This window comes from Rhodoplanes sp. (assembly GCF_013377085.1).
Classification (GTDB): Bacteria; Pseudomonadota; Alphaproteobacteria; order Rhizobiales; family Xanthobacteraceae; genus Rhodoplanes.
Genome location: NZ_JACAAX010000032.1, coordinates 38024 through 58829 on the forward strand (window position 1 = coordinate 38024; position 20806 = coordinate 58829).

General features: G+C 69.6%; 18 protein-coding genes and 1 pseudogene. 9 read left to right on the top strand and 10 right to left on the bottom strand.

Annotation, left to right across the window (positions count from 1 at the left end; translation table 11 throughout):
- Window positions 1-98 precede the first annotated feature (98 nt).
- The 5 genes and pseudogenes from HXX10_RS20340 to HXX10_RS20360 form a co-directional block, all read right to left on the bottom strand.
- On the bottom strand, window positions 99-1550 hold the full coding sequence (locus HXX10_RS20340) for an aldehyde dehydrogenase (RefSeq protein ID WP_296524737.1): 1452 nt from the start codon (window positions 1548-1550) through the stop codon (window positions 99-101).
- Between the two features lie 288 nt (window positions 1551-1838).
- Window positions 1839-2315 (bottom strand): annotated as a pseudogene (locus HXX10_RS20345) (ABC transporter ATP-binding protein); the annotation flags it as partial.
- Complete coding sequence (locus HXX10_RS20350; protein WP_296524676.1) at window positions 2302-4083, bottom strand: branched-chain amino acid ABC transporter ATP-binding protein/permease; 1782 nt, start codon at window positions 4081-4083, stop codon at window positions 2302-2304. The gene HXX10_RS20350 and the pseudogene HXX10_RS20345, both read right to left, overlap by 14 nt.
- A complete protein-coding gene (locus HXX10_RS20355) occupies window positions 4080-4955 on the bottom strand; it encodes a branched-chain amino acid ABC transporter permease (protein ID WP_296524739.1) in 876 nt (291 codons plus the stop codon). The genes HXX10_RS20350 and HXX10_RS20355 overlap by 4 nt, the downstream gene beginning before the upstream one ends.
- Window positions 4956-5084: 129 nt before the next feature.
- Entirely contained in the window at window positions 5085-6293 is a 1209-nt protein-coding gene (locus HXX10_RS20360; RefSeq protein ID WP_296524678.1) for an amino acid ABC transporter substrate-binding protein, read from the bottom strand.
- A gap of 327 nt (window positions 6294-6620) precedes the next feature.
- Between HXX10_RS20360 and HXX10_RS20365 the strand changes: the two genes are divergently transcribed.
- Window positions 6621-7568: a helix-turn-helix domain-containing protein gene (locus HXX10_RS20365; protein ID WP_296524680.1), complete on the top strand. Its 948-nt coding sequence runs from the start codon at window positions 6621-6623 to the stop codon at window positions 7566-7568.
- A gap of 17 nt (window positions 7569-7585) precedes the next feature.
- Here HXX10_RS20365 and HXX10_RS20370 read toward each other — a convergent pair whose 3' ends face one another.
- Complete coding sequence (locus HXX10_RS20370) at window positions 7586-7957, bottom strand: Crp/Fnr family transcriptional regulator (protein WP_296524681.1); 372 nt, start codon at window positions 7955-7957, stop codon at window positions 7586-7588.
- 196 nt (window positions 7958-8153) lie between these two features.
- Complete coding sequence (locus tag HXX10_RS20375; RefSeq protein WP_296524682.1) at window positions 8154-9080, bottom strand: LysR family transcriptional regulator; 927 nt, start codon at window positions 9078-9080, stop codon at window positions 8154-8156.
- Window positions 9081-9188: 108 nt separating this feature from the next.
- Between HXX10_RS20375 and HXX10_RS20380 the strand changes: the two genes are divergently transcribed.
- From HXX10_RS20380 to HXX10_RS20410, 7 genes are all read left to right on the top strand, one after another.
- Window positions 9189-10685 (top strand): form I ribulose bisphosphate carboxylase large subunit, encoded by a 1497-nt coding sequence (locus HXX10_RS20380; protein ID WP_296524684.1) that lies wholly within the window; start codon window positions 9189-9191, stop codon window positions 10683-10685.
- Between the two features lie 154 nt (window positions 10686-10839).
- Complete coding sequence (locus HXX10_RS20385) at window positions 10840-11229, top strand: ribulose bisphosphate carboxylase small subunit (RefSeq protein ID WP_296524686.1); 390 nt, start codon at window positions 10840-10842, stop codon at window positions 11227-11229.
- Between the two features lie 133 nt (window positions 11230-11362).
- The gene (gene cbbX, locus HXX10_RS20390) at window positions 11363-12292 is read left to right on the top strand and encodes a CbbX protein (RefSeq protein ID WP_296524688.1); all 930 of its coding nucleotides are present in this window, start codon (window positions 11363-11365) and stop codon (window positions 12290-12292) included.
- A 68-nt stretch (window positions 12293-12360) separates the two neighbouring features.
- Entirely contained in the window at window positions 12361-13404 is a 1044-nt protein-coding gene (locus HXX10_RS20395) for a class 1 fructose-bisphosphatase (RefSeq protein ID WP_296524689.1), read from the top strand.
- Between the two features lie 164 nt (window positions 13405-13568).
- Window positions 13569-14447 carry a phosphoribulokinase gene (locus HXX10_RS20400; RefSeq protein ID WP_296524690.1) on the top strand — a complete coding sequence of 293 codons (879 nt, stop codon included), beginning with the start codon at window positions 13569-13571 and terminating at the stop codon, window positions 14445-14447.
- Window positions 14448-14606: 159 nt separating this feature from the next.
- The gene (tkt, locus tag HXX10_RS20405) at window positions 14607-16625 is read left to right on the top strand and encodes a transketolase (RefSeq protein WP_296524741.1); all 2019 of its coding nucleotides are present in this window, start codon (window positions 14607-14609) and stop codon (window positions 16623-16625) included.
- 125 nt (window positions 16626-16750) lie between these two features.
- The gene (locus tag HXX10_RS20410) at window positions 16751-17428 is read left to right on the top strand and encodes an HAD family hydrolase (RefSeq protein ID WP_296524692.1); all 678 of its coding nucleotides are present in this window, start codon (window positions 16751-16753) and stop codon (window positions 17426-17428) included.
- Window positions 17429-17487: 59 nt separating this feature from the next.
- On the opposite strand, the gene HXX10_RS20415 is transcribed toward HXX10_RS20410, so the two are convergent.
- Both HXX10_RS20415 and HXX10_RS20420 read right to left on the bottom strand, forming a co-directional pair.
- A complete protein-coding gene (locus HXX10_RS20415; RefSeq protein WP_296524694.1) occupies window positions 17488-17805 on the bottom strand; it encodes an antibiotic biosynthesis monooxygenase in 318 nt (105 codons plus the stop codon).
- Window positions 17802-18452 (bottom strand): NAD(P)-binding domain-containing protein, encoded by a 651-nt coding sequence (locus tag HXX10_RS20420; protein WP_296524696.1) that lies wholly within the window; start codon window positions 18450-18452, stop codon window positions 17802-17804. Before HXX10_RS20420 ends, HXX10_RS20415 begins: the two co-directional genes overlap by 4 nt.
- Before the next feature lie 89 nt (window positions 18453-18541).
- Here HXX10_RS20420 and HXX10_RS20425 point away from each other — a divergent pair, with 89 nt between their 5' ends.
- Window positions 18542-19522, top strand: coding sequence for a LysR family transcriptional regulator (locus HXX10_RS20425; RefSeq protein ID WP_296524698.1), 981 nt, complete (start codon window positions 18542-18544; stop codon window positions 19520-19522).
- Here the strand turns inward: HXX10_RS20425 and HXX10_RS20430 are convergent.
- The gene (locus HXX10_RS20430; RefSeq protein WP_296524699.1) at window positions 19495-20508 is read right to left on the bottom strand and encodes an ABC transporter substrate-binding protein; all 1014 of its coding nucleotides are present in this window, start codon (window positions 20506-20508) and stop codon (window positions 19495-19497) included. The genes HXX10_RS20425 and HXX10_RS20430 overlap by 28 nt on opposite strands.
- Window positions 20509-20806: the final 298 nt, after the last annotated feature.

A 20806-nucleotide genomic window follows, 5' to 3' on the forward strand; every position in this document is an offset into this window, starting at 1 on the left:
CAGACCTCCGCTCATTCCCGCGCAAGCGGGAATCCAGCGTCAAAATCTCCTGGGTTCCCGCTTTCGCGGGGACGAGCGGAGTGCCTGGTCCGAATTGCTCAGAACGGATAGTGCCGCGGCGTCGTCGCGATGGTGATCCAGCGCAGCTCGGTGAACTCGGCCACCGCGGCGCGGCCGCCGAAGCGGCCGTAGCCACTGGCCTTGACGCCGCCGAACGGCATCTGCGCCTCGTCGTGCACGGTCGGGCCGTTGATGTGGCAGATGCCTGACTCGATCCGCTTCGCCACCGCCATGGCGCGCGGCACGTCGCGGCCGAACACCGCGGCCGAGAGGCCGTACTCGGTGTCGTTGGCGACCCGCACGGCCTCGTCGATGCTGCCGACCCGCACGATGGCGACCACCGGGCCGAACGATTCCTCGCCGTAGAGCCGCATCGCCGGGGTGACGTGGTCCAGCACCGTGGCGTTCATGATGGTGCCGTCGATCTTGCCGCCGGCGAGCAGCACGGCGCCCTTGGCGACGGCGTCCTGCACCAGTGCGCCTATCCGCTCGGCCGCCTCGCGGCTGATCAGCGAGCCGAGCACGACGTGCCCGGTGCGCGGATCGCCGGCCGGCAGCGACGCCGCCTTCTCGGCGAGCTTCTGCACGAAGGCGTCGGCGACCTCGTTCATCACCACGATGCGCTCGGTCGCCATGCAGATCTGGCCCTGGTTGGCGAAGGCCCCGAAGGCGGCGCCGGCGACCGCGGCGTTGAGGTCGGCGTCGTCGAGCACGACGCAGGGCGCCTTGCCGCCGAGCTCGAGCAGCACCGGCTTGAGGTGCTTCGCGGCGATCTCGGCGACGATGCGGCCGACCCGGGTGGAGCCGGTGAAGTTGACGCGCCGCACTGCCGGATGGGCGATCAGCGCCTCGACCACGGCGGGCGCGTCCTCGGGCGCATTGGTGACGACGTTGAGGACGCCGGGCGGCAGGCCGGCGTCGTGCAAGACCTCGCCGATCAGCCGGTGCGTTGCCGGGCAGATCTCGGAGGCCTTCAGAACCACGGTGTTGCCGCAGGCGAGCGGCATCGCCACGGCCCGCACGCCGAGAATGACGGGAGCGTTCCACGGCGCGATGCCGAGCACCACGCCGACCGGCTGGCGGTGCCCGAAGGCGACCAGGCCCGGCACGTCGGAGGGGATCACCTCGCCGGCGATCTGGGTGGTCATGGCGCCGGCCTCGCGCAGCATGCCGGCGGCGAGATGAACGTTGAAATGCGCCCAGCCGGCAGCGGCGCCGATCTCGGCCGTCATCGCCGCGACGAAGTCGGCGGCGCGGGCTTCGAGCTTGTCGGCGGCGGCGAGCAGCACGGCGCGGCGGGCATTGGGCCCGAGCTCCGACCAGGCCGGGAACGCGGCCGCTGCGGCGTCGGCGGCGGACAGCGAGTCGGCGACCGTCGCGGCCGGTGCCCGGCTCGCCGGCTCGCCGGTGATCGGGTTGCAGCGCTCGAACGTCCGGCCGGCGGAGGCGGCGGTGTCCTTGTCGTTGATCATCATTGTGACATCGAGCATCGTGGACCTCTCGGGCTGGGGGTCGTTTGGTGACTCGGCGGAGGACGTAGCAGGCGCGGGCAGGCCGAGATAGGCACGGCGAACGGCTGGATTTTCGCGCAATGCTGCGGCGGTTCCGTCCAGGGTGACGCGACCGGTCTCGACCACGTAGCCGCGGTCGGCGATGGCGAGGCTGGCGGTGGCGTTCTGCTCCACCAGCAGGATGCCGATGCCGTCCGCCCGGATGCGGGCGAGCGCCGCGAACAGCTCGCCGCAGACTCTCGGGGACAGGCCGAGTGACGGCTCGTCCAGCAGCAGGAGTCTCGGGGCCGACATCAGGGCGCGGCCGATCGCCAGCATCTGCTGCTCGCCGCCGCTCATGGTGCGGGCGGTCTGGCCGAGGCGCTCGCGCAGCCGAGGGAACAGGGCGAAGACCCGGTCGAGATTGGCGCGTTCGTCCTGGCGGGCCCGAGCCGGATAGGCGCCGAGTTGCAGGTTCTCGCGCACCGTGAGCTCGCCGAAGATGCCGCGACCCTCCGGCACCAACGCGATTCCGGCCTCGACGATCGCATGCGCCGGCAGGCCGGTGATGTCCTGCCCGTCCAGCGCGATGCGGCCGCCGGGATGCGCCGCCAACAGGCCGCCGACGGTCTTGAGCAGCGTCGACTTGCCGGCCCCGTTGGCGCCGAGCACGACGACGATCTCGCCCGGCGTGGCCCGGAGCCGCACGTCGTCGAGGGCGCGGTGGCGGCCATAGGAGACCGAGAGCCGGTCAATCTCCAGCATCGGCGCCTCCGAGATAGGCCCGCACCACCTCCGGGTCGGCGAGTACGTCGGCCGTGACACCGTCGGCGATCTTTCGCCCGGTGTTCATGACGATGCAGCGGTCGCAGAGCGAGCGGATCGCGTCCATCACATGCTCGACCATCACGATGGTCAGTCCGTCGCGGTTGAGCGAGGCGATCAGCGCGATGCCGTCCAGCAGCTCGGTCGGGTTCAGCCCGGCCAGCCATTCGTCGAGCAGCAGAAGTTGCGGGTCGAGCGCCAGCGCGCGGGCGAGCTCGAGCCGCTTGCTGTCGATGTAGGTGAGATTTTGGGCCGTCACGTCGTCGCGGCCGCCGAGGCCGACGCGGGTGAGCAGCGCCGCGGCCTGGTGGCGCGCCTTCTCGCCCCACAGCGGGTGCGCCCGGAAGGCCACCGCCGCCATCACGTTCTCGGCGCAGGAGAGGTCGTCCAGCACGCGCACGAGCTGGAACGTGCGGGCGATGCCGCGATGGACGATGCGGTCGCTCCGCAGGCCCGTGATGGGTGCGCCGGCGAAGCGGATCTCGCCGCTGCGTGGCGTGATGAGGCCGGAGATCAGGTTGAGCGCCGTGGTCTTGCCGGAGCCGTTGGGGCCGATCAGGCCGACGATGCTGCCCCGCGGCACCGAGAATGTGAGCCCGTCGACGGCCCGTACGCCGCCGAAGGATTTGCCGAGGTCGATGATGTCGAGGAGGGGCGTCTCCTTCTTCACCTCCCCCTGGAGCGGAGAGGTCGCCGAGCGGAGCTCGGCGGGAGGGGGTGACAGCGGCTCCGGCATGCGGGGCTTCACCCCACCCCGCTGGCCTGCGGCCAGCGACCCTCCCCCTCCAGGGGAGGGTGACGTAGTGCCATGCCGGATGAGCCCCGCCACGCCGCGCGGCAGCCCGTAGACCACGACGATGAACACCAGCCCGAGCAGAATGGAAAAGTGGTTCGGAAAATGGGCGCCGATCAGATCGAACAGCAGCACCAGCGGCACGGCGCCGAGCAGCGGCCCGTACAGCACCCCGGCGCCGCCCAGCAGCGCCATCACCACCACCTGGAACGACACCAGCGGATTGAAAGCGATGGCCGGATCGATATAGGTCCAGCGCGGCGCCATCACGGCGCCCGTCACGGTGATGAACACCGACGAGACGGCAAACAGGGTGAGCTTGGCTCGCGTCGTGTCGATGCCGCAGTGGCGCGCCACCGTCTCGTCCTCGCCGATCACCTGCAGCGCCAGCCCGAGCCGCGAGCGGCGGATGAGCCAACCCACCAGAAACACCAGCACCGCAAGGGCAAAGAGCTGCCAGAAGATGCCGGCCTGGGTGACGTCGAGAAAGACATAGCGGCCGACCGAGCGGGTGACGTTGACCTCGTACCAGGTGACGAGCTGGCGGATCAGCTCGGCGAGACCGAAGCTGAACACGACGAAATAGATGCCGGAGAGGCGCAGCGTCGACAGCCCGACCACCAGTGCCACCACGAGGCCGACCAGCGCCGCGACCAGCAGCACCACGGGCCAGGGCAGCACCTCGCCCAGCACCGCCACCGTGTAGGCGCCGATGCCGAAGAAGGCGACGGTGGCGAGCGAGACATAGCCGGTCGGGCCGGAGAACAGCGCCCAGGCGGTGGCGAGCACCACATAGCTCAAAACCGCGATGGCCAGCGCGACGTGGTAGTCGGAGCCGAAGGCGGCGACCGCCGCCAGCACGGCGAGCGTGGCGCCGACCAGAAAGCCGGACCAGAGGCGGGCGAGCGTGCTCATCGGGCGGGCCTGCCGAACAGGCCGGTCGGCCGCACGAGCAGCACCGTGAGGAACAGCGCGTAGGTCGCCGCGAGCGTCAGCCCTGGATCGACGAGTCGCGCCACCGCGGTCTCGATCAGCCCGAGCAGCAGCCCGGCGGCGAGCGCCCCCAAAAGGTTGCCGACCCCGCCCATGATGACGACGATCAGCGCCTTCATGGTGAAGAGCACGCCCATGCCGGCGCTGAAGGTGAGGAACATGCTGACCAGCACGCCGCCGGCCGCGCACAAGGCGCCACCGGTCGCGAAGGCGAGGCCGGCGACCGCCGTCACGTCGATGGCGACCAGGCGCGCCGCATCGGGGTCGACCGCGACGGCGCGGATCGCCGTGCCGGTGCGGGTTCTCGTGAGGGCGAGATAGAGCCCGACCGCCAGCACGGCGGCGAAGCCCAGCGCCACCAGCCGGTTCACCGCGACGGTGGCGCCGAACAGCGAGATCGGCGCGGACAGGTAGGAATAGCCGTAATATTGGCCGCCGAAGATCACGAAGGCGATCCCCTGCAGCACGAACAGGAGCCCGAAGGTGGCGAGGATCGAGTCGGTCTCGAGCGCGGCGCGGTTGCGGGCGCGCCGCACCAGCGGCACCAGCATGACGCGGTAGATCACCCAGTTTGCCGCGAAGGCGAGCGGCAGCACGATCACCAGGCCGACCAGCGGCACGACCGCGGCGCCGGTGAACAGCACGTACGCCATGAAGGCTGCCGCGACCAGCACCTCGCCATAGGCGAGATCGAGGATGCGGGCGACGCCGTATTGCAGCGTGAGCCCCGTGGCGGTCAGCGCATACATGCCGCCGAGGATCAGGCCGGACAGAAGGATGTCGACGAGAAGCAGCACCAACGACACTCCGTCATTCCGGGGCGCCGCGCAGCGGCGAGCCCGGAATCCATAACCCCGGTCCGTGTATATGGATTCCGGGCTCGCGGGCCTGCGGCCCGCGCCCCGGAATGACCAAGCGGGGGTCTACGGCCCCCAGGCCGGCTTCGGCACCACGGGCGCGCGGGCGCCGTCCTTGGTGGACGGAGCGACGCCGTAGAACTCGCCGCTCTGCCACTGGCCGACGGCCCAGACGTCTTTCAGAAGGCCGCCCTCGAGCTTCACCTTGCCGATGATGGTGTCGAAGGTGCCGCTCTGCAGCTCCTTGACGACGGCGGCGCGGTCGAGGCCGACCCGCTCGATCGCCTGCTGCAGCGCCTGCAGGCTGGCGAAGGTGACCGGGTTCGCCCAGCGGTCCGGCTCGCGGCCGACGCCCGCCTTGTGGCGCGCCAGGTAGTCCTTCAGCAGCGGCGAATCCGCGTTCCAGCCGCCGATCCCCATGACGCCCTCGGCATTGGCGCCGAAGCGCTGCTTGAACAGCGGGAACGCCGTCCCGACGCCGGTGAAGAACACCTTCGGATTGAAGCCCAGCACCTTCGCCGCGTCGGTCACGGCCAGCGTGTCGGGCGGATAGCTGAACGAGACGAACACGTCGGGGTTCGCGGCCATGGCGTCCTTCAGCATCGGCTGCATGTCCTGCGAGCCGGCCGGATAGGACTTGTCGTAAGCGAGCTTGAAGCCGGCCTTGGCGAAGGCGTCGCGGGCCGCCGTGGTGAGCTCGATGCCGAACTGGTCGGAGACGCCGATCATCGCCACGGTCGGGCCGATCTTGCCGTCGGCGCGCAGCTTGCTCAGCACCGCCACCATCTCGACCGAGATGTCGGCGGGCAGGCCGAGCCAGAACGAGGCGTTGGGCCAGCGCTTGGCCAGCTCGGGCGCCCGGTTGGTGTTGGTGGTGACGGCGAGGTGCGGATAGCCGAGCCGGTTGAGGATCGGCCCGACCGCGAGATTGAGGCCGGTGCTCCATGGCGGCAGGATGAAGTCGACCTTGTCCTGGCTGGCCAGCCGCTCGATCGCCTTGATGGCTTCCTCGGAATTGCTGCGGTCGTCGTACTCGACGACCTCGATCGGCACGCGCTTGTCGCCGATCTTGATGCCGCCGGCGGCATTCACCTCCTTCACCCACAGCTCGTAGACCGGCAGCGTGGTGATGCTGGCGCCGCCCGTGAACGGGCCGGTCTTGGAGATGGCGTAGCCGATCTTGATCTTGTCCGGTGCGGACTGGGCGATGGCGGCGCCGGAGAGCGCCCAAAAACCCGCAGCAGCGATGGCGATCGCCGCAGACACGCGTCGCATGGTCTCCTCCCTTGGTTGGCGGCCCGACTGACGCGGGCCTGCAGCGATCGGGCAGCATCGCGGCCGCCGAGTGCGGGAGGAGACATCCAGGGGCTGCAGGCGGCGCGTGGTGCCGACGCAGCGCAGCCCGCGCCGACCCCGTGCCTGAGGCCGGCGCAACCGCCTCCCTGGATGTCCCGTCCCGCCCGGCGCCACTTGTTGTTTGGGGGTGCAGCGTCCGGTGAGAGAGCTTGACCCGAATGTGCGGCCCGGTTGAATATCGTTTTTTGGGCCTTTATTGACGAAATTCCGCGAGAGCATGCGGTCGATGATCAGAATTTGCACATTATGCCGATGACTGGGAGGAGGGCGGACCCGGCAGGCGCTGGGACGTCGCTGCTCTCCGGCAGCCTGGCCCGCCACAAGATCCAGCTCCAGGCGATCCGCTCTGCCCTGACGGGGCGGGACTGGACGCTGGAGCGCGGGCCGGACGGCCGGCTCAGCCACGCCATGCTGGTGACGGCCGGATCGGGGCATCTGGTCGGGACCGATCCGCTCTTCGGATTCTCAGGGCCGGCGCTCGTCTGGGTGCCGCCGGGCAGCGCCGAGCGTCTGCACATGAAGGCCGGCGCCACCGGCTGGCTGCTCGCCATCGCCGACGATCTGCTCGCCAGCACCATGAGCGGCAACGCCGAGTCGATCGCCTTGTCGGCGATCGCCGGACGGCTGCTCGCCGTGCCGCTCGCCTCGGCCGGGGCGCTCGCCGATCTCGCCCACTCGTTCGCCGCGATCGAGCGCGAGCTTTCCGCCGCCGCCCGCGGCTCGTGGACGGCCGTGACGGCGCATGTGGCGCTGGTGATGGTCGGCCTGTGGCGGGCCTCGGGTATCGAGGCGGTGGCGGGTCGCTCGGGTGGGCCGGCGTCGTCCATCCTCCAGCGCTTCCGCCATCTGGTCGAGCTGCACTACCGTGACCACTGGCGGATCCCGCGCTACGCCGGGGCGCTCGCCGTCTCCACCGACCGGCTGCACGCGATCTGCCTGCGCGAACTCGCCCGCTCGCCGCTGACGCTGGTGCACGAGCGCCTGGTGCGCGAGGCGATGCTGCTGCTGGAACGCTCGATGCTGACGGTCGAGCAGATCTCGGCCCATCTGGGCTTCAAGGACCCGGCGCACTTCAACCGGTTCTTCAAGACCAATGCCGGCGTGCCGCCGGGCGCCTTCCGGCGCGAGACGGCGCGCTCGGCCGCCCATCGCAGCCTCGTGCAGACGCACCACTCCTATGCCGACTGGCCGTGAGGAGATTGCCGCGGCGATCAGCCGATGCGATTGTACAGCCGCAGCCGGTGGACCAGCACCCGCATCACCGACAGCGCAAAGAAGGGGGTTTCGGAGACAAGAAAGAGGAACTGCTTCTCGGAGACGGGGATCAGGGTCACGTCCGTCGCCGCCACCGCGGTGGCGCTGCGCGGCGATTTGTCGATCAGGGCCATCTCGCCGAACAGCTCGTTCTCGCCGAGCTCGGCGATCAGGTGGCTCTCGGATCGGATCGTGACCGTGCCACTCTTGATCAGGAACAGCTCCTGCGCCGGCTCTCCCTCCCGGAAGATCACGTCGCCGGCCTTGAAAATTCGTTCCGGCACCTCGCGGCGGGACAGCACCCCGAAATTGAATTCTCCTGCCACCATTGCGAGTCCCTTTCCTGCCAGGCCGAATCTCAGGGACGCTCGGCTGTGGATGTGACGGTGGTATGACAGGTGTTTCGTCCGCGGGCGTTTGGTCCGGCTGCCGGATGGGCCGGATCAGGATGCTTTACGCGCGTTGCTTCCTGATTGCGCTTGGATGCCAAGCATCCGCTTCGCTGTCGGAACCCGCACGCTGGTTTCACTTCCGCCGCGGCGTCGGCATCTTCGGCAAAAACGAGCCGCCGTCGGCGACCAGAAAATCACGCAGTGCGCGGGCGGCCGGCATCAGCCGCCGCGCCGCGAGCCGCACCACATACCAGGCGCGCTCGAGCGGCAGGCCGCTGACGTCGAGCACAACCAGGCGGCCGTCGGCCAGCTCCGCCGCGATCGTGTGGGCCGAGATGAAGGCGAGCCCGAGCCCGGCCATGACGGCCTGCTTGATCGTCTCGTTGGAGCCGATCTCCATGCCGATGATCGGTTGCACCCCGGCATGGGCGAAGAACCCCTCCATCAGGGTCCTGGTGCCGGAGCCGATCTCGCGCACCAGGAAGGTCTCGCCGGCCAGCACGGCCGGGGCGAGGTGCCGCTTCTTCGCCAGCGGGTGATCGGGCGGGGCCACGATCACGTGCGGATGCGGGCCGATGCGGTCGCTCTCGATCTCGCAGGTCTCGGGCGGCCGGCCCATCACGCAGACGTCGAACAGCCCGGCCTCGAACTGCGCCACCACCTCGCGCCGATTGCCGACCACGAGCTGCAGCTCGACCTTCGGATGCTGGCGGGCGAAGGCGGCCAGCATGCGCGGTGCGAAATACTTCGCGGTCGACACCACGCCCACCGTGACGCGGCCCGCATCGAGCGACTTCAGCGCGACCAGCGCCTCCAGGCACTCGGTCAGCACCGCGTCGACCTTGCGGGCCGCCAGCAGCACCTCCTGGCCGGCCGCCGTGGGGGTCAGCCCGCGGCCGTCGCGGTCGAACAGCGGCAGGCCGACCTCGTCCTCCAACTGGCGCATCTGCATGGTCACGGCCGGCGGGGTGACGTGGTTCGCCTCGGCGGCCGCCGTGAAGCTGCCGAGCCGGGCGGCGCTCTCGACGAGGCGCAGATGCTTCAGCGTGATGTTGCGCATGGGTCCGATGCCGCTTCAGGGAAACTGAAAATTCGGTTCAGGACATTCAAATTTACTGATGAATTCGAAAAGCGCAATGTCTGCGGCGAGGACACCGAGGAGCATTTCATGACCAGCGTCACTTCGCTCGCCCCGCCCGCCAGCGGCTCTGCGCCGCAAGGCGCCATCACGGACGTCAAGAAGCGTTACGCCGCCGGCGTGCTGAAATACGCGCAGATGGGCTATTGGGACGGCGACTACGAGCCGAAGGAGACCGATCTCCTGGCGGTGTTCCGCATCACCCCGCAGGAGGGCGTCGACCCGGTCGAGGCGGCTGCGGCGGTGGCGGGCGAAAGCTCGACCGCGACCTGGACCGTGGTGTGGACGGATCGGCTCACCGCCTGCGACAGCTACCGCGGCAAGGCGTATCGGGTCGAGCCGGTGCCGGGCCAGCCGGGGCAGTATTTCGTCTACATCGCCTACGACCTGATCCTGTTCGAGGAAGGCTCCATCGCCAACCTGACGGCGTCGATCATCGGCAACGTTTTCTCGTTCAAGCCGCTCAAGGCGGCGCGGCTGGAGGACATGCGGCTGCCGGTCGCCTATGTGAAGACCTTCAAGGGCCCGCCGACCGGCATCGTGGTCGAGCGCGAGCGGCTCGGTTGCTTCGGCCGTCCGCTTTTGGGCGCCACCATCAAGCCGAAGCTCGGCCTTTCGGGGAAGAACTACGGCCGCGTCGTCTACGAGGGGCTGCGCGGTGGCCTCGACTTCACCAAGGACGACGAGAACATCAACTCGCAACCGTTCATGCATTGGCGCGACCGCTTCCTCTACTGCATGGAGGGCGTCAACCTGGCGATGGCGCGCACCGGCGAGGTGAAGGGCCACTATCTCAACGTCACGGCCGGGACGATGGAGGAGATGTATCGCCGCGCCGAGTTCGCCAAGGAGCTCGGGTCTGTCATCGTGATGGTCGATCTCGTCATCGGCTGGACCGCGATCCAGTCGATGGCCGAGTGGGCGCGGGCGAACGACATGATCCTGCACATGCACCGCGCCGGCCACGGCACCTATACGCGGCAGAAGAGCCACGGCGTGTCGTTCCGCGTCATCGCCAAGTGGCTGCGGCTGGCCGGCGTCGACCACCTGCATGCCGGCACGGCGGTCGGCAAGCTCGAGGGCGATCCGATGACGGTGCAGGGCTATTACAACATCTGTCGCGAGCGGGTGAACCAGCAGGATCTGCCGCGCGGCCTGTTCTTCGAGCAGGACTGGGCCGACATCCGCCGTGTCATGCCGGTCGCCTCGGGCGGCATCCATGCCGGCCAGATGCACCAGCTCATCGATCTGTTCGGCGACGACGTCGTGCTGCAGTTCGGTGGCGGCACCATCGGCCATCCGATGGGCATCGAGGCGGGCGCCATCGCCAACCGGGTCGCGCTCGAGACCATGGTGCTGGCCCGCAACGAGGGGCGCGACATCCTCTCCGAGGGGCCGGAGATTCTGCAGGCTGCGGCGAAGTGGTGCAAGCCGCTGGAGGCGGCGCTGCACACCTGGGGCTCGGTGACGTTCGACTACACCTCGACCGACACCTCCGACTTCGTCCCGACCGCCTCGGTGGCGTGATCTGTTTGGTCATTCCGGGACGGCGCGAAGCGCCGGACCCGGACTCCAGAGGCGAGTACTGCATTCCCGGCTGGATTCCGGGTTCGCGCCTGCGGCGCGCCCCGGAATGACGGCGAGACACACATTCGTCGCCGACGCGACAAGGAGACGTCACATGCCACGCATCACCCAGGGCGCCTTCTCGTTCCTGCCCGATCTGTCAGACGACCAGATATCGGCGCAGATCCAGTACGCTCTCGACCAGGGCTGGGCCGTGAGCCTGGAGCACACCGACGACCCGCACCCGCGCAACACCTATTGGGACATGTGGGGCACGCCGATGTTCGACCTGAAAGACGCCGCCGGCGTGATGGGCGAGCTGAAGGCCTGCCGGACCGCCAACCCGGAAAGCTACATCCGGCTCTCGGCGTTCGACTCGACGCGCGGCTGGGAGACGGTGCGGCTCGCCTTCATGGTGCACCGGCCCGAGCAGGAGGCGAAGTTTCGCCTGGAGCGAACCGAGGGACCGGGGCGGGTGCAGCATTATTCGGTGGTGCGGGCGTGAGAAAGAACTGGTCATTCCGGGGCGCCGCGCAGCGGCGAACCCGGAATCCAGCGGCGACCCTCGTGCTTGTGGTTGGATTCCGGGTTCGCGCCGTCGGCGCGCCCCGGAATGACGAACGAAAGCGGAGACGGTCATGACCATCGGCACGATCGAGACGGGGCAGGCGGTGCCGGTCGCTACGCCGACGAGCGATCCGACCGACGGCCGCATCGACCTCAAGGCGCTCTATCACGAGACCCAGATCGACGCGGTGCTCGCCGAACTCGACGCGGCGCTGATCGGCCTCAAGCCGGTCAAGCGGCGGATCCGTGAGATCGCCGCCTATCTGCTGGTCGACAAGGCGCGCCGGCTGCACGGGCTGTCGGCGAAGCCGCCGACCCTGCACATGGCCTTCACGGGCAATCCGGGCACCGGCAAGACCACGGTGGCGCTGCGCATGGCGTCGATCCTGCACCGGCTCGGTTATGTGAGAAAGGGCCACCTCGTGTCGGTGACACGCGACGACCTGGTCGGCCAGTATATCGGCCACACGGCGCCGAAGACCAAGGAGGTGTTGAAGCGCGCCATGGGCGGGGTGCTGTTCATCGACGAGGCCTATTACCTTTACCGGCCCGAGAACGAGAAGGACTACGGCCAGGAGGCGATCGAGATTCTTCTCCAGGTGATGGAGAACCAGCGCGACGATCTGGTCGTGATCCTGGCCGGCTACGGCGACCGCATGGAGACGTTCTTCTCGGCCAATCCGGGGTTTCGCTCGCGCATCACCCACCACATCGACTTTCCCGACTACGAGGACGCCGAGCTGGTCGCCATTGCCGAGTCGTTGGCGGCGGCCGAGGGCTATTGCTTCGACGACGGCGCGCGCGCCGCGCTGGCCGAGTACGTCACGGCGCGCCGGCGGCGGCCGTCTTTCGCCAATGCGCGCTCGATGCGAAACGCCTTCGACCGGGCGCGGCTGCGCCAGGCCATGCGGCTGTTCGAGGCGGACAGCCCGGTCGACCACGAGGCGCTGCGCACCATCACGGCGGCGGAAATCCGCGCCAGCCGGGTTTTTTCGGACTGACTTTTTGGCCGGCGCCGCGACAATGGCGGCCGGTGGCTCGCTGCAAGGCGACGGGACGGGGACTGACCATGTCGGACACACTCGACGCGTATCTGAGGCGCTGGGCCGGAACGGACCCGATCCGCGAGGCCGTGCGGGCCACCGTGATGGCGCTGGCCGGCGCCACCGCGACGATATCCGGGATCGTCGCCGACGGCCCGCTGGTCGGCGAGCTGTCCGCCATCCGCGGCCTCGGCGCCGACGGCTACGACGAGCAGAAGGAGCTCGACGTCCGCGCCGACAATATTTTGCGGGGCTCGCTCGACGGGGCACCGGTCGCGGCCTACGCCTCGGAAGAGGCGGAGCTGCCGGTTGCCGTCACGCCCGGTGCGCCGCTCCTGGTGGCGATCGATCCGCTCGACGGCTCGTCCAACATCGACACCGACGTGACCATCGGCACCATCTTTTCCGTTCTGCCGGCCCGGGACGGCGTCGATCCGGTGTCGGAGGCGGCGTTCTTCCAGGCGGGCCGGGCCCAGCTCGCGGCCGGCTACGTCGTGTACGGGCCGCACACCGCACTGGTGCTGAGCATCGGGGAGGGTACGGCGCATTTCGTGCTCGACCGCGCGGCTGGCGCCTATCGCCTGGTGGCGGAGCGCGTCACCATCCAGGCCGCGGCCAAGGAGTTCGCCATCAACATGTCGAACCACCGGCACTGGGACGACCGGCTGCGCCTCTATGTCGACGACCTGCTGCAGGGCAAGGACGGCCCGCGCGAGGCCGACTACAACATGCGCTGGATCGCCTCAATGGTGGCGGAGGCGCATCGCATCATCATCCGGGGCGGCATCTATCTGTATCCGGCCGACACCCGCGCCGGCTACACGCAGGGCCGGCTGCGCCTGATCTACGAGGCGAGCCCGATCGCGCTCCTGATGGAGCAGGCGGGTGCCGCGGCGACGGACGGACGCACGCCCATCCTGGATCTCGTCCCGGAAAAACTGCACCAGCGCGTGCCGCTGGTGTTCGGATCGCGCGAGAAGGTCGAGCGGGTGTCGAACTATCTCACCGGCCCGGGCGAGATCGCCGAGCGCTCGCCGCTGTTCGGCAAACGGGGGCTGCTCACGGCGTAGAGGGCACGCACCAGATTTCTACCGTCCTTTTCCGGTCATTCCGGGACGGCGCGGCGCGCCGGACCCGGAATCCAGCCACCAAACGCGGCGATTGCCGCTGGAGTCCGGGTTCGCCGCTGCGCGGCGCCCCGGAATGACATCAGCGAAACTGCAGGTTTGAAAAGATGTCCGTCAAGCATCCCATCGTCTCGGTCACCGGCTCCTCGGGAGCCGGAACCACCACGGTCAAGCACACCTTCGACCAGATTTTCCGCCGTGAGGGCATCACGGCGGTGTCGATCGAGGGCGACGCCTTCCATCGCTACGAACGCGCCACGATGAAGGCGGAGATCGCCAAGCGGGCGGCCGAAGGCGACCAGACCTTCAGCCACTTCAACATCGAGGCCAACGAGCTCGAGGCGCTCGAAGCGATCTTTCGCGAGTACGGCCTTACGGGTAAGGGGCGGACCCGCCACTACGTGCACAGCGCCGAGGAGGCAGAGCGGTTCGGCGTGCCGGTCGGCACCTTCACCGAATGGGCGCCGTTCACCGACACGTCGGATCTGCTGTTCTACGAAGGCCTGCACGGCGCGGTCGCCACCGACACGGTCAACGTCGCCCAGTATGCCGACCTGAAAATCGGTGTCGTGCCGGTGATCAATCTCGAATGGATCCAGAAGATCCATCGCGACCGCGCGGCCCGCGGCTACTCCACTGAGGCCGTCACCGACACGATCCTGCGTCGCATGCACGCCTACGTGCACGTGATCTGCCCGCAGTTCACCGAGACCGACATCAACTTCCAGCGGGTCCCGACCGTCGACACCTCGAATCCGCTGACCGCCCGCTGGATCCCGACGCCGGACGAGTCGATGGTGGTGATCCGCTTCAGGAACCCGCGCGGCATCGACTTCGCCTATCTGCGCACCATGATCGACGGCAGCTTCATGAGCCGCGCCAACTCGATCGTGATTCCGGGCGGTAAGCTCGATCTCGCCATGCAGCTCATCCTGACGCCGATCATCCTCAAGCTGGTCGAGCGCAAGCGCCGCGCCCTGGCGTGAGGGAGGGCTGGTCATTCCGGGGCGCGCCGAAGGCGCGAACCCGGAATCCAGCAGCGAGCTCCGAATGTGCGGTTGGATTCCGGGTCCGGCGCTTCCGCGCCGTCCCGGAATGACGACCGAAGGAACAAGCGAACAGCACGGGGAGACACCACCATGACCATGCCGGCGACGATCGAGCGCCAGGATGTCGACCACGGGCTGTCCTGGCCCGTCACGGCGGCGCTGCGGGCGCTGGCGATGGATGCCGTCGAGGCGGCGAAGTCGGGCCACCCCGGCGCGCCGATGGGCATGGCCGAGATCGCCGCCGTGTTGTGGCGCGGCGTGCTGCGCCATGATCCGGCCGACCCGCATTGGCCCGACCGCGACCGCTTCGTGCTGTCGAACGGCCACGCCTCGATGCTGCTCTACGGGCTGTTGCATCTCACCGGCTACGACCTTTCCATCGCGGAGCTCGAGCGCTTCCGCCAACTCCATTCCAAGACGCCGGGCCATCCCGAATACAAGATGACGCCCGGCGTCGAGACGACGACCGGGCCGCTCGGCCAGGGGTTTGCCAATGCGGTCGGCATGGCGCTGGCGGAAAAGACTCTCGCGGCGCAGTTCAACCGGCCGGGCCATACCATCATCGACCACCGCACCTTCGTGGTCATGGGCGACGGCTGCCTGATGGAGGGCATCAGCCACGAGGCGGCCTCGCTCGCCGGCCGGCTCGGCCTCGGCAAGCTGGTCGCCATCTGGGACGACAACGGCATCTCGATCGACGGTAAAGTCGGCGAGTGGTTTTCCGACGACACGCCGGCGCGTTTTCGCGCCTACGGCTGGCACGTGGTCGAGGCGGTCGATGGCCATGATCCGGCCGCCGTGGCGGCCGCGCTGGCGCGGGCGCTCGCCGAGACCGAAAAGCCGTCGTTGATCTGCGCCCGCACCACCATCGGCCGCGGCGCACCGTCCAAGCAGGGCCACCAGGACACGCATGGCGCGCCGCTCGGCGCCGACGAGATCGCCCGTACCCGGGCCGCCATGGACTGGCCGCATGCGCCTTTCCATGTGCCGGCCGAGGTCTATGCCGAATGGGACGGAAGCGCGCGCGGCAAGGCGTGGTCGGGCGAGTGGCAGGCGCGCTTCTCCGCCTATGCGTCCGCGTATCCGGAGCTTGCCGCCGAGTTCACCCGCAGGCTCGCCGGCGACCTGCCGGCCGGATTCGCCGAGGCGGCTGCGGCGGCGCTGGGGGCCGAGACGGCGGCCGGCAGCGTCGCCACCCGCAAAGCCGGCCAGATCGCGTTGACCGCGTTCGCCAAGGCTCTGCCCGAACTTTTGGGTGGCTCGGCCGATCTCGCGCACTCGAACCTGACGATTCATCCGGGCAGCAAGCCCGTCACCCGTGACCCGGCCGGCAATCAGGTCTTCTTCGGTGTGCGCGAGTTCGGCATGTCGGCGATCGCCAACGGGCTGGCGCTGCACGGCGGGTTCATCCCCTATGTGGCGACCTTCCTGGTGTTCTCCGACTACGCCCGCAATGCGGTGCGGATGTCGGCCCTGATGGGGCTGCGGGTCGTCTACGTGTTCACGCACGACTCCATCGCGGTTGGTGAGGACGGGCCGACCCACCAGCCGATCGAGCATGTCGAAAGCCTGCGGCTGATCCCCAATCTCGACGTCTGGCGACCGGCCGACGCGGCCGAGACGGCGGTGGCGTGGCAGGCGGCGCTGGCGCGCCGTGATGGGCCGTCCGCCCTGATCCTCACCCGCCAAGCGCTGCCGCCGCAGCTTTCCGACGGCCTCGACACGCTGGCGGCCACGGGCGCCCGCGTGCTGGTCGACGCGCCGAACGCCTGCGCCACCCTGGTCGCGACCGGCTCGGAGCTGCGGCTCGCCATCGAGGCGGCCGCCCGTCTCGCGGCCGAGGGGCGCGGCGTGCGGGTCGTCTCGATGCCCTGCGTCGAGCGCTTCGAGGCGCTGTCGGCAGAGGCGCGGGCCGCCCTGGTGCCGGCCGACCGGCCGGTCGTCGTCGTCGAGGCCGGCGCGACCCGCGGCTGGCGCGGCCTCGCCGGGCCGCGCGGCCGGGTCATCGGCATCGACCGCTTCGGCGAATCGGCGCCCGAGCGGGACCTCCTGGGCCTGTTCGGCTTCACGGCCGACGCGGTCGCCGAGGCCGTGCGGGTCACGTCGGCGGCCTGACCGGCCGCCGACGCGTGGGCCGGCGTACCGCCACGACTCCGTCACGCGGGCTTGCCATGCAGGGTCGCGGAGCAGAGGCTCCGCGACCGCCGTCGCATGGCGGTCCTCGGCAACGGAGACACCGAATGGAACGTCGCCAGACCGCCTTCCTGTTCGACCTCGACGGCACCCTCGTCGACAGCGTCTATCAGCACGTGCTGGCCTGGCACGAGGCGCTGGAGTCCGAGGGCATCACGTTGTCGGTGTGGCGCATCCACCGAAAGATCGGCATGAGCGGCGGCCTGTTCACCAACATGCTGCTGCGCGAGACCGGGCTGGTGCTCGATCCCGGGCGCAGCGAGCGGCTGCTGCGTGCGCACGCGGAGTGCTACGGCCGGCGCTCGCAACAGATCCGGCCGCTGCCGGGCGCAAAAGAGCTGCTCGCCTATCTGACCGAGGCCGGCATCCCGTGGGCGATCGCCACCTCGGGCCGCATGGCGACCGCCAAGCCGACCCTCGACACGCTCGGCGTCGATCCGGCCAAGAACCCGATCGTCACCCGCGACCAGGTGAAATACGCCAAGCCAGATCCTGATCTCTTCCTCGCCGCGGCGGAGCGGCTCGGCGTCGACATCGAGGAGTCCTTCGTGGTCGGCGACAGCGTATGGGACATGCTGGCGGCACAGCGCGCCCGCGCGCTCGGCGTCGGGCTTCTGTCGGGTGGCTACGGCGAGGCGGAGCTGGAGCGGGCCGGCGCCTACCGGGTCTACGAGGATCCGGCCGAGATGCTGCGCCACATCGACGAGGTCGGCGGCCGCCGCTGACCGGACGACCGGCGGCGCGGATGACCGCTGCGGCCGGCTACAGCGCGACCGCGCCGGGGTCAGCGATCCGTGTCGGCCGTCCACGACACGGCGGTCGGCCGATAGTGCCGCATCTCCTCGATCTCGCCGATGAAAGCCCGGATGGCGGCGAAGAAGGGCGGGAAGTGCGGACCCTTGCGGAAACCCTCGAGATGATCGCGGGTCGATGTCCACACGATCCGCAGGATGAAGACGGTCGGCTCCTCCTCGCATTGCGTCAGCGCGAACGACCGGCATTCGGGGGCGGCCGACAGAAGCGCACCGGCCGCCGCGTAGGCCGACATCAAGTCGTCGGGCGTGTGCGCCGTCAGGCGATAGCGGATGTACTCGACCGTCATCCCGCTGCTCCCGTCTTGCGCATCAGCGCGAAGGCGCCGTCGCGCGGCGCGCCCTTGGCCATCGCCATGTGGATCCACAGCATGGCGTGCGGCTCGAGCAGCCGCGAGATCGCGATCGGTCCGGCGTCGAGCGCCGCGAAGCCGAGATCGGCGACCAGCCGCAGCACCGTCTGCTTGGCGGCGCCGTCCGGGCCGGCGACGAACATGGTGGGCGGCGTCGGAAAACCCGACGCGTCGGCCATCACCTCGTAGCCGACCTGGTTCAGCGTCTTGAAGACATGGGCACCCTTGGAGAGCGCCGTCACCTGCTCGCCGCCCGAGGTGTCGAAGCCGAGCGACAGCGACAGCGCGCCGTTCTCGAATGTCAGTGGGTTGGTGGCGTCGAGAACGATGCGGCCGGCGAGGTCGCCGCAGGCCGCGATGGCGGCGGGCACGGCGCCCCACGGCACCGCGAGCACGATGGCGTCGGCGTCGCGCACCGCGTCGGCGACCGTGCCGACGCGGGCTCCGCCGGCGGCGGCCGCGACGGCGGCATGGGCCGGCTTGCCCGGCTCGGAGACCCCGTAGGCGATCATGTGCCCGGCGCGCGCCCATGCCGCGCCCAAGGCTCCGCCGACATTCCCGGCGCCCAGAATGGCGATCTTCATGACGATCTCCTGGTGTCGAGAGTTCATGTTGACGGCTTCGCTAGCATGCCCGACGATATGCAGCACACTGAAAAACATTCATCGAGTCTATGAGCAATATCGATATCCGGCGCATCGACGTGTCGCTCCTTTTGGTGCTGCGCGAGCTGATCGAGCGGCGCCGCACCACCGAGGCGGCCGCGCGGCTGGGGCTCAGCCAGTCGGCCGTCAGCCATGCGCTGGCGCGGCTGCGCGACATTCTCGGCGACCCGCTGTTCCGCCGTCGCGCCGCCGGGCTCGAGCCGACGCCGCGCTGCCTCGAGCTCGCCCCCAAGGTGGAGGCGCTGATCGCGCTCGCCGGCGAGCTGGTCGGGCGATCGGCGGCGTTCGATCCGGCGACGTCGCAGCGCGGCTTCGCCCTCGCCGGCCACGACATGACGCTGTCGACCGTGGTGACGCCGCTGATCGATCGCCTGCGCAAGGCCGCGCCCGACATCCGGGTCGCCTTTCATCCGGCGGTCGGACGCGACGCGCTCGATCTCCTCGATCGCGGCATCATCGACGTCGCGCTCGGAACGTTTCTCGGCCTGACCGACTGGGCCCGCGCCGAGCCGCTCTATCGCGACGACTTCGTCGTCGTCGCTCGCAGGCGCCATCCCGGGCTGAGGAGGGGCCTCGACCTCGCGGCCTACCTGTCCCTCGACCATCTGCTGGTGTCGTTCCGCGGCGGCTTCGTCGGCCGTGCGGACGCGGCGCTGAACAAGCGCGGCCTCAGCCGGCGGGTCGTCACCAGCGTGCCGATGTTTTTGGCCGGGCTCGACATGGTGACGAAGAGCGACCTGGTCGCCACGGTGCCGCGGCGGCTGGCGCGCGCCCATGCGGCGGCGTTCGGGCTCGCCGTCCACGAATGCCCGGTCGAGGTGGCGTCGTTCGACGTCGTCGCCGTGCATCACGCGCGCGCCGAGGCCGACCCGGGCACGGCATGGCTGCGCGGCATGATCCGTGCGGTCGTGCGCGAGGCGGATGCGGCCGTGCCGGCGCGGCGGGCCCGCAAACATGCCCGTCAGGGCGTCCGCAAAGCGCGCGCGTAGGCGGCGAGGTCGAACAGCCCGTCGGTCGCGGGCGCGGTGGGAAAATCGCCGAGCTCGACCTGATAGGCGAGTAGCGCCTCGGTCGGCGCGACGATGGCGCGCGGGTCGCTGCCGAAGATCACGGCCGGCGAGGCGAGCGCTTTCGCGAACACCCCGGTGTCGACCAGGCCGCCGCCGAGGCTCGCGGCGACGTGCGGCGCCGCCTCGGCCGGCGTGGTCTCGATCAGCGTGGTGGCGCGCACCAGAAGGCGGATCAGCGTGTCGAGCGCATCGCGGTTGGCGTCGGCGAACTTTTCGGTGACGCCGAAGGCGACGCCCGGGATGCCGGCGAACATCTCGTTCGCCACCACGATGCTTTTCAGCCGCGGATCGCGGTCGAGCACCAGGGTCCGGGACGGCTCCAGCACGGTGCCGCCGTCGACGGCGCCGACCAGCATGGCCTGCTGCACGGCCTCGATTCCCATGTGGACGATCTCCACGTCGGCGCGGTCGACCTTGGCGATCGTCCACAGCCAATGGTGCAGCAGGACGGTCGGCACGCCGCCGGGCGGCAGCGTGGCGAGCTTGGCGCGCCGGCCCGTCTTGGCCCGGAAGGCTGCGAAGCCTTGCGCCGGCGTTCCGGTGGCGAGGGCCTCGGCGAGCGCCGGCCCGGCGACGAAGCCGGATCCGCCGGTGGCGCCGGCCGCGACGATGCGCACGCCGATGCCCTTCGAGCGCGCCACTGCGAGCGGCGCGACGCCGATCGCCAGCATGTCGAGCGTTCCCGAGGCGAGCGCCTGGATGGCGGCCGGACCGGAGTCGAATTTGGTCATCGTGATGGCCAGGCCGTCCGCCGCCGCCCAGCCGGCGCCCTGCAGCACATAGACGGCGCTCGCCCCGATCACCGGCACGAAGCCGATGCGCACCGGCGTCGCCGCGCGGGCCGGCATGGCGCTCGCGGCCAGAAGGACGGCACCCGCGGTGGCGAAGCGGCGACGGCTGATCATGAGAACCTCGGTGACGGTCGACGCTGCGTGAAGGCCGGGACGAGCGGCGCCGCGTCGGAGCAACGTGAGCGGCCGGCAGTGTCTCAGGTGCAGACCGCACCGGCAAGGCGAGTGCCCGGCCGTCCGCACACCAGAACGGGCCTTCGGTCGGTCGAAAGTCGAAGAATCGGAAACTCCGATCTCTCCGGCGGACGGTCGAAGCAAGCCGATCCTCTCTCCGGGCGCAAATTCAAAATCTCATTCCGTTGATTTTATTCGCGGCGTGCGCTCCTTATGGGGCGTCGGCGCACGTCGCCGA

What these genes read in the sequence shown, in the direction of transcription:
- HXX10_RS20340 (WP_296524737.1), bottom strand. Translation starts at nt 1,550, where the DNA reads ATGCTCGATGTCACAATGATGATCAACGACAAGGACACCGCCGCCTCC.
- HXX10_RS20350 (WP_296524676.1), bottom strand. Translation starts at nt 4,083, where the DNA reads ATGAGCACGCTCGCCCGCCTCTGGTCCGGCTTTCTGGTCGGCGCCACG.
- HXX10_RS20360 (WP_296524678.1), bottom strand. Translation starts at nt 6,293, where the DNA reads ATGCGACGCGTGTCTGCGGCGATCGCCATCGCTGCTGCGGGTTTTTGG.
- HXX10_RS20365 (WP_296524680.1), top strand. Translation starts at nt 6,621, where the DNA reads ATGCCGATGACTGGGAGGAGGGCGGACCCGGCAGGCGCTGGGACGTCG.
- HXX10_RS20370 (WP_296524681.1), bottom strand. Translation starts at nt 7,957, where the DNA reads ATGGTGGCAGGAGAATTCAATTTCGGGGTGCTGTCCCGCCGCGAGGTG.
- HXX10_RS20375 (WP_296524682.1), bottom strand. Translation starts at nt 9,080, where the DNA reads ATGCGCAACATCACGCTGAAGCATCTGCGCCTCGTCGAGAGCGCCGCC.
- HXX10_RS20380 (WP_296524684.1), top strand. Translation starts at nt 9,189, where the DNA reads ATGACCAGCGTCACTTCGCTCGCCCCGCCCGCCAGCGGCTCTGCGCCG.
- HXX10_RS20385 (WP_296524686.1), top strand. Translation starts at nt 10,840, where the DNA reads ATGCCACGCATCACCCAGGGCGCCTTCTCGTTCCTGCCCGATCTGTCA.
- cbbX (WP_296524688.1), top strand. Translation starts at nt 11,363, where the DNA reads ATGACCATCGGCACGATCGAGACGGGGCAGGCGGTGCCGGTCGCTACG.
- HXX10_RS20395 (WP_296524689.1), top strand. Translation starts at nt 12,361, where the DNA reads ATGTCGGACACACTCGACGCGTATCTGAGGCGCTGGGCCGGAACGGAC.
- HXX10_RS20400 (WP_296524690.1), top strand. Translation starts at nt 13,569, where the DNA reads ATGTCCGTCAAGCATCCCATCGTCTCGGTCACCGGCTCCTCGGGAGCC.
- tkt (WP_296524741.1), top strand. Translation starts at nt 14,607, where the DNA reads ATGCCGGCGACGATCGAGCGCCAGGATGTCGACCACGGGCTGTCCTGG.
- HXX10_RS20410 (WP_296524692.1), top strand. Translation starts at nt 16,751, where the DNA reads ATGGAACGTCGCCAGACCGCCTTCCTGTTCGACCTCGACGGCACCCTC.
- HXX10_RS20415 (WP_296524694.1), bottom strand. Translation starts at nt 17,805, where the DNA reads ATGACGGTCGAGTACATCCGCTATCGCCTGACGGCGCACACGCCCGAC.
- HXX10_RS20420 (WP_296524696.1), bottom strand. Translation starts at nt 18,452, where the DNA reads ATGAAGATCGCCATTCTGGGCGCCGGGAATGTCGGCGGAGCCTTGGGC.
- HXX10_RS20425 (WP_296524698.1), top strand. Translation starts at nt 18,542, where the DNA reads ATGAGCAATATCGATATCCGGCGCATCGACGTGTCGCTCCTTTTGGTG.
- HXX10_RS20430 (WP_296524699.1), bottom strand. Translation starts at nt 20,508, where the DNA reads ATGATCAGCCGTCGCCGCTTCGCCACCGCGGGTGCCGTCCTTCTGGCC.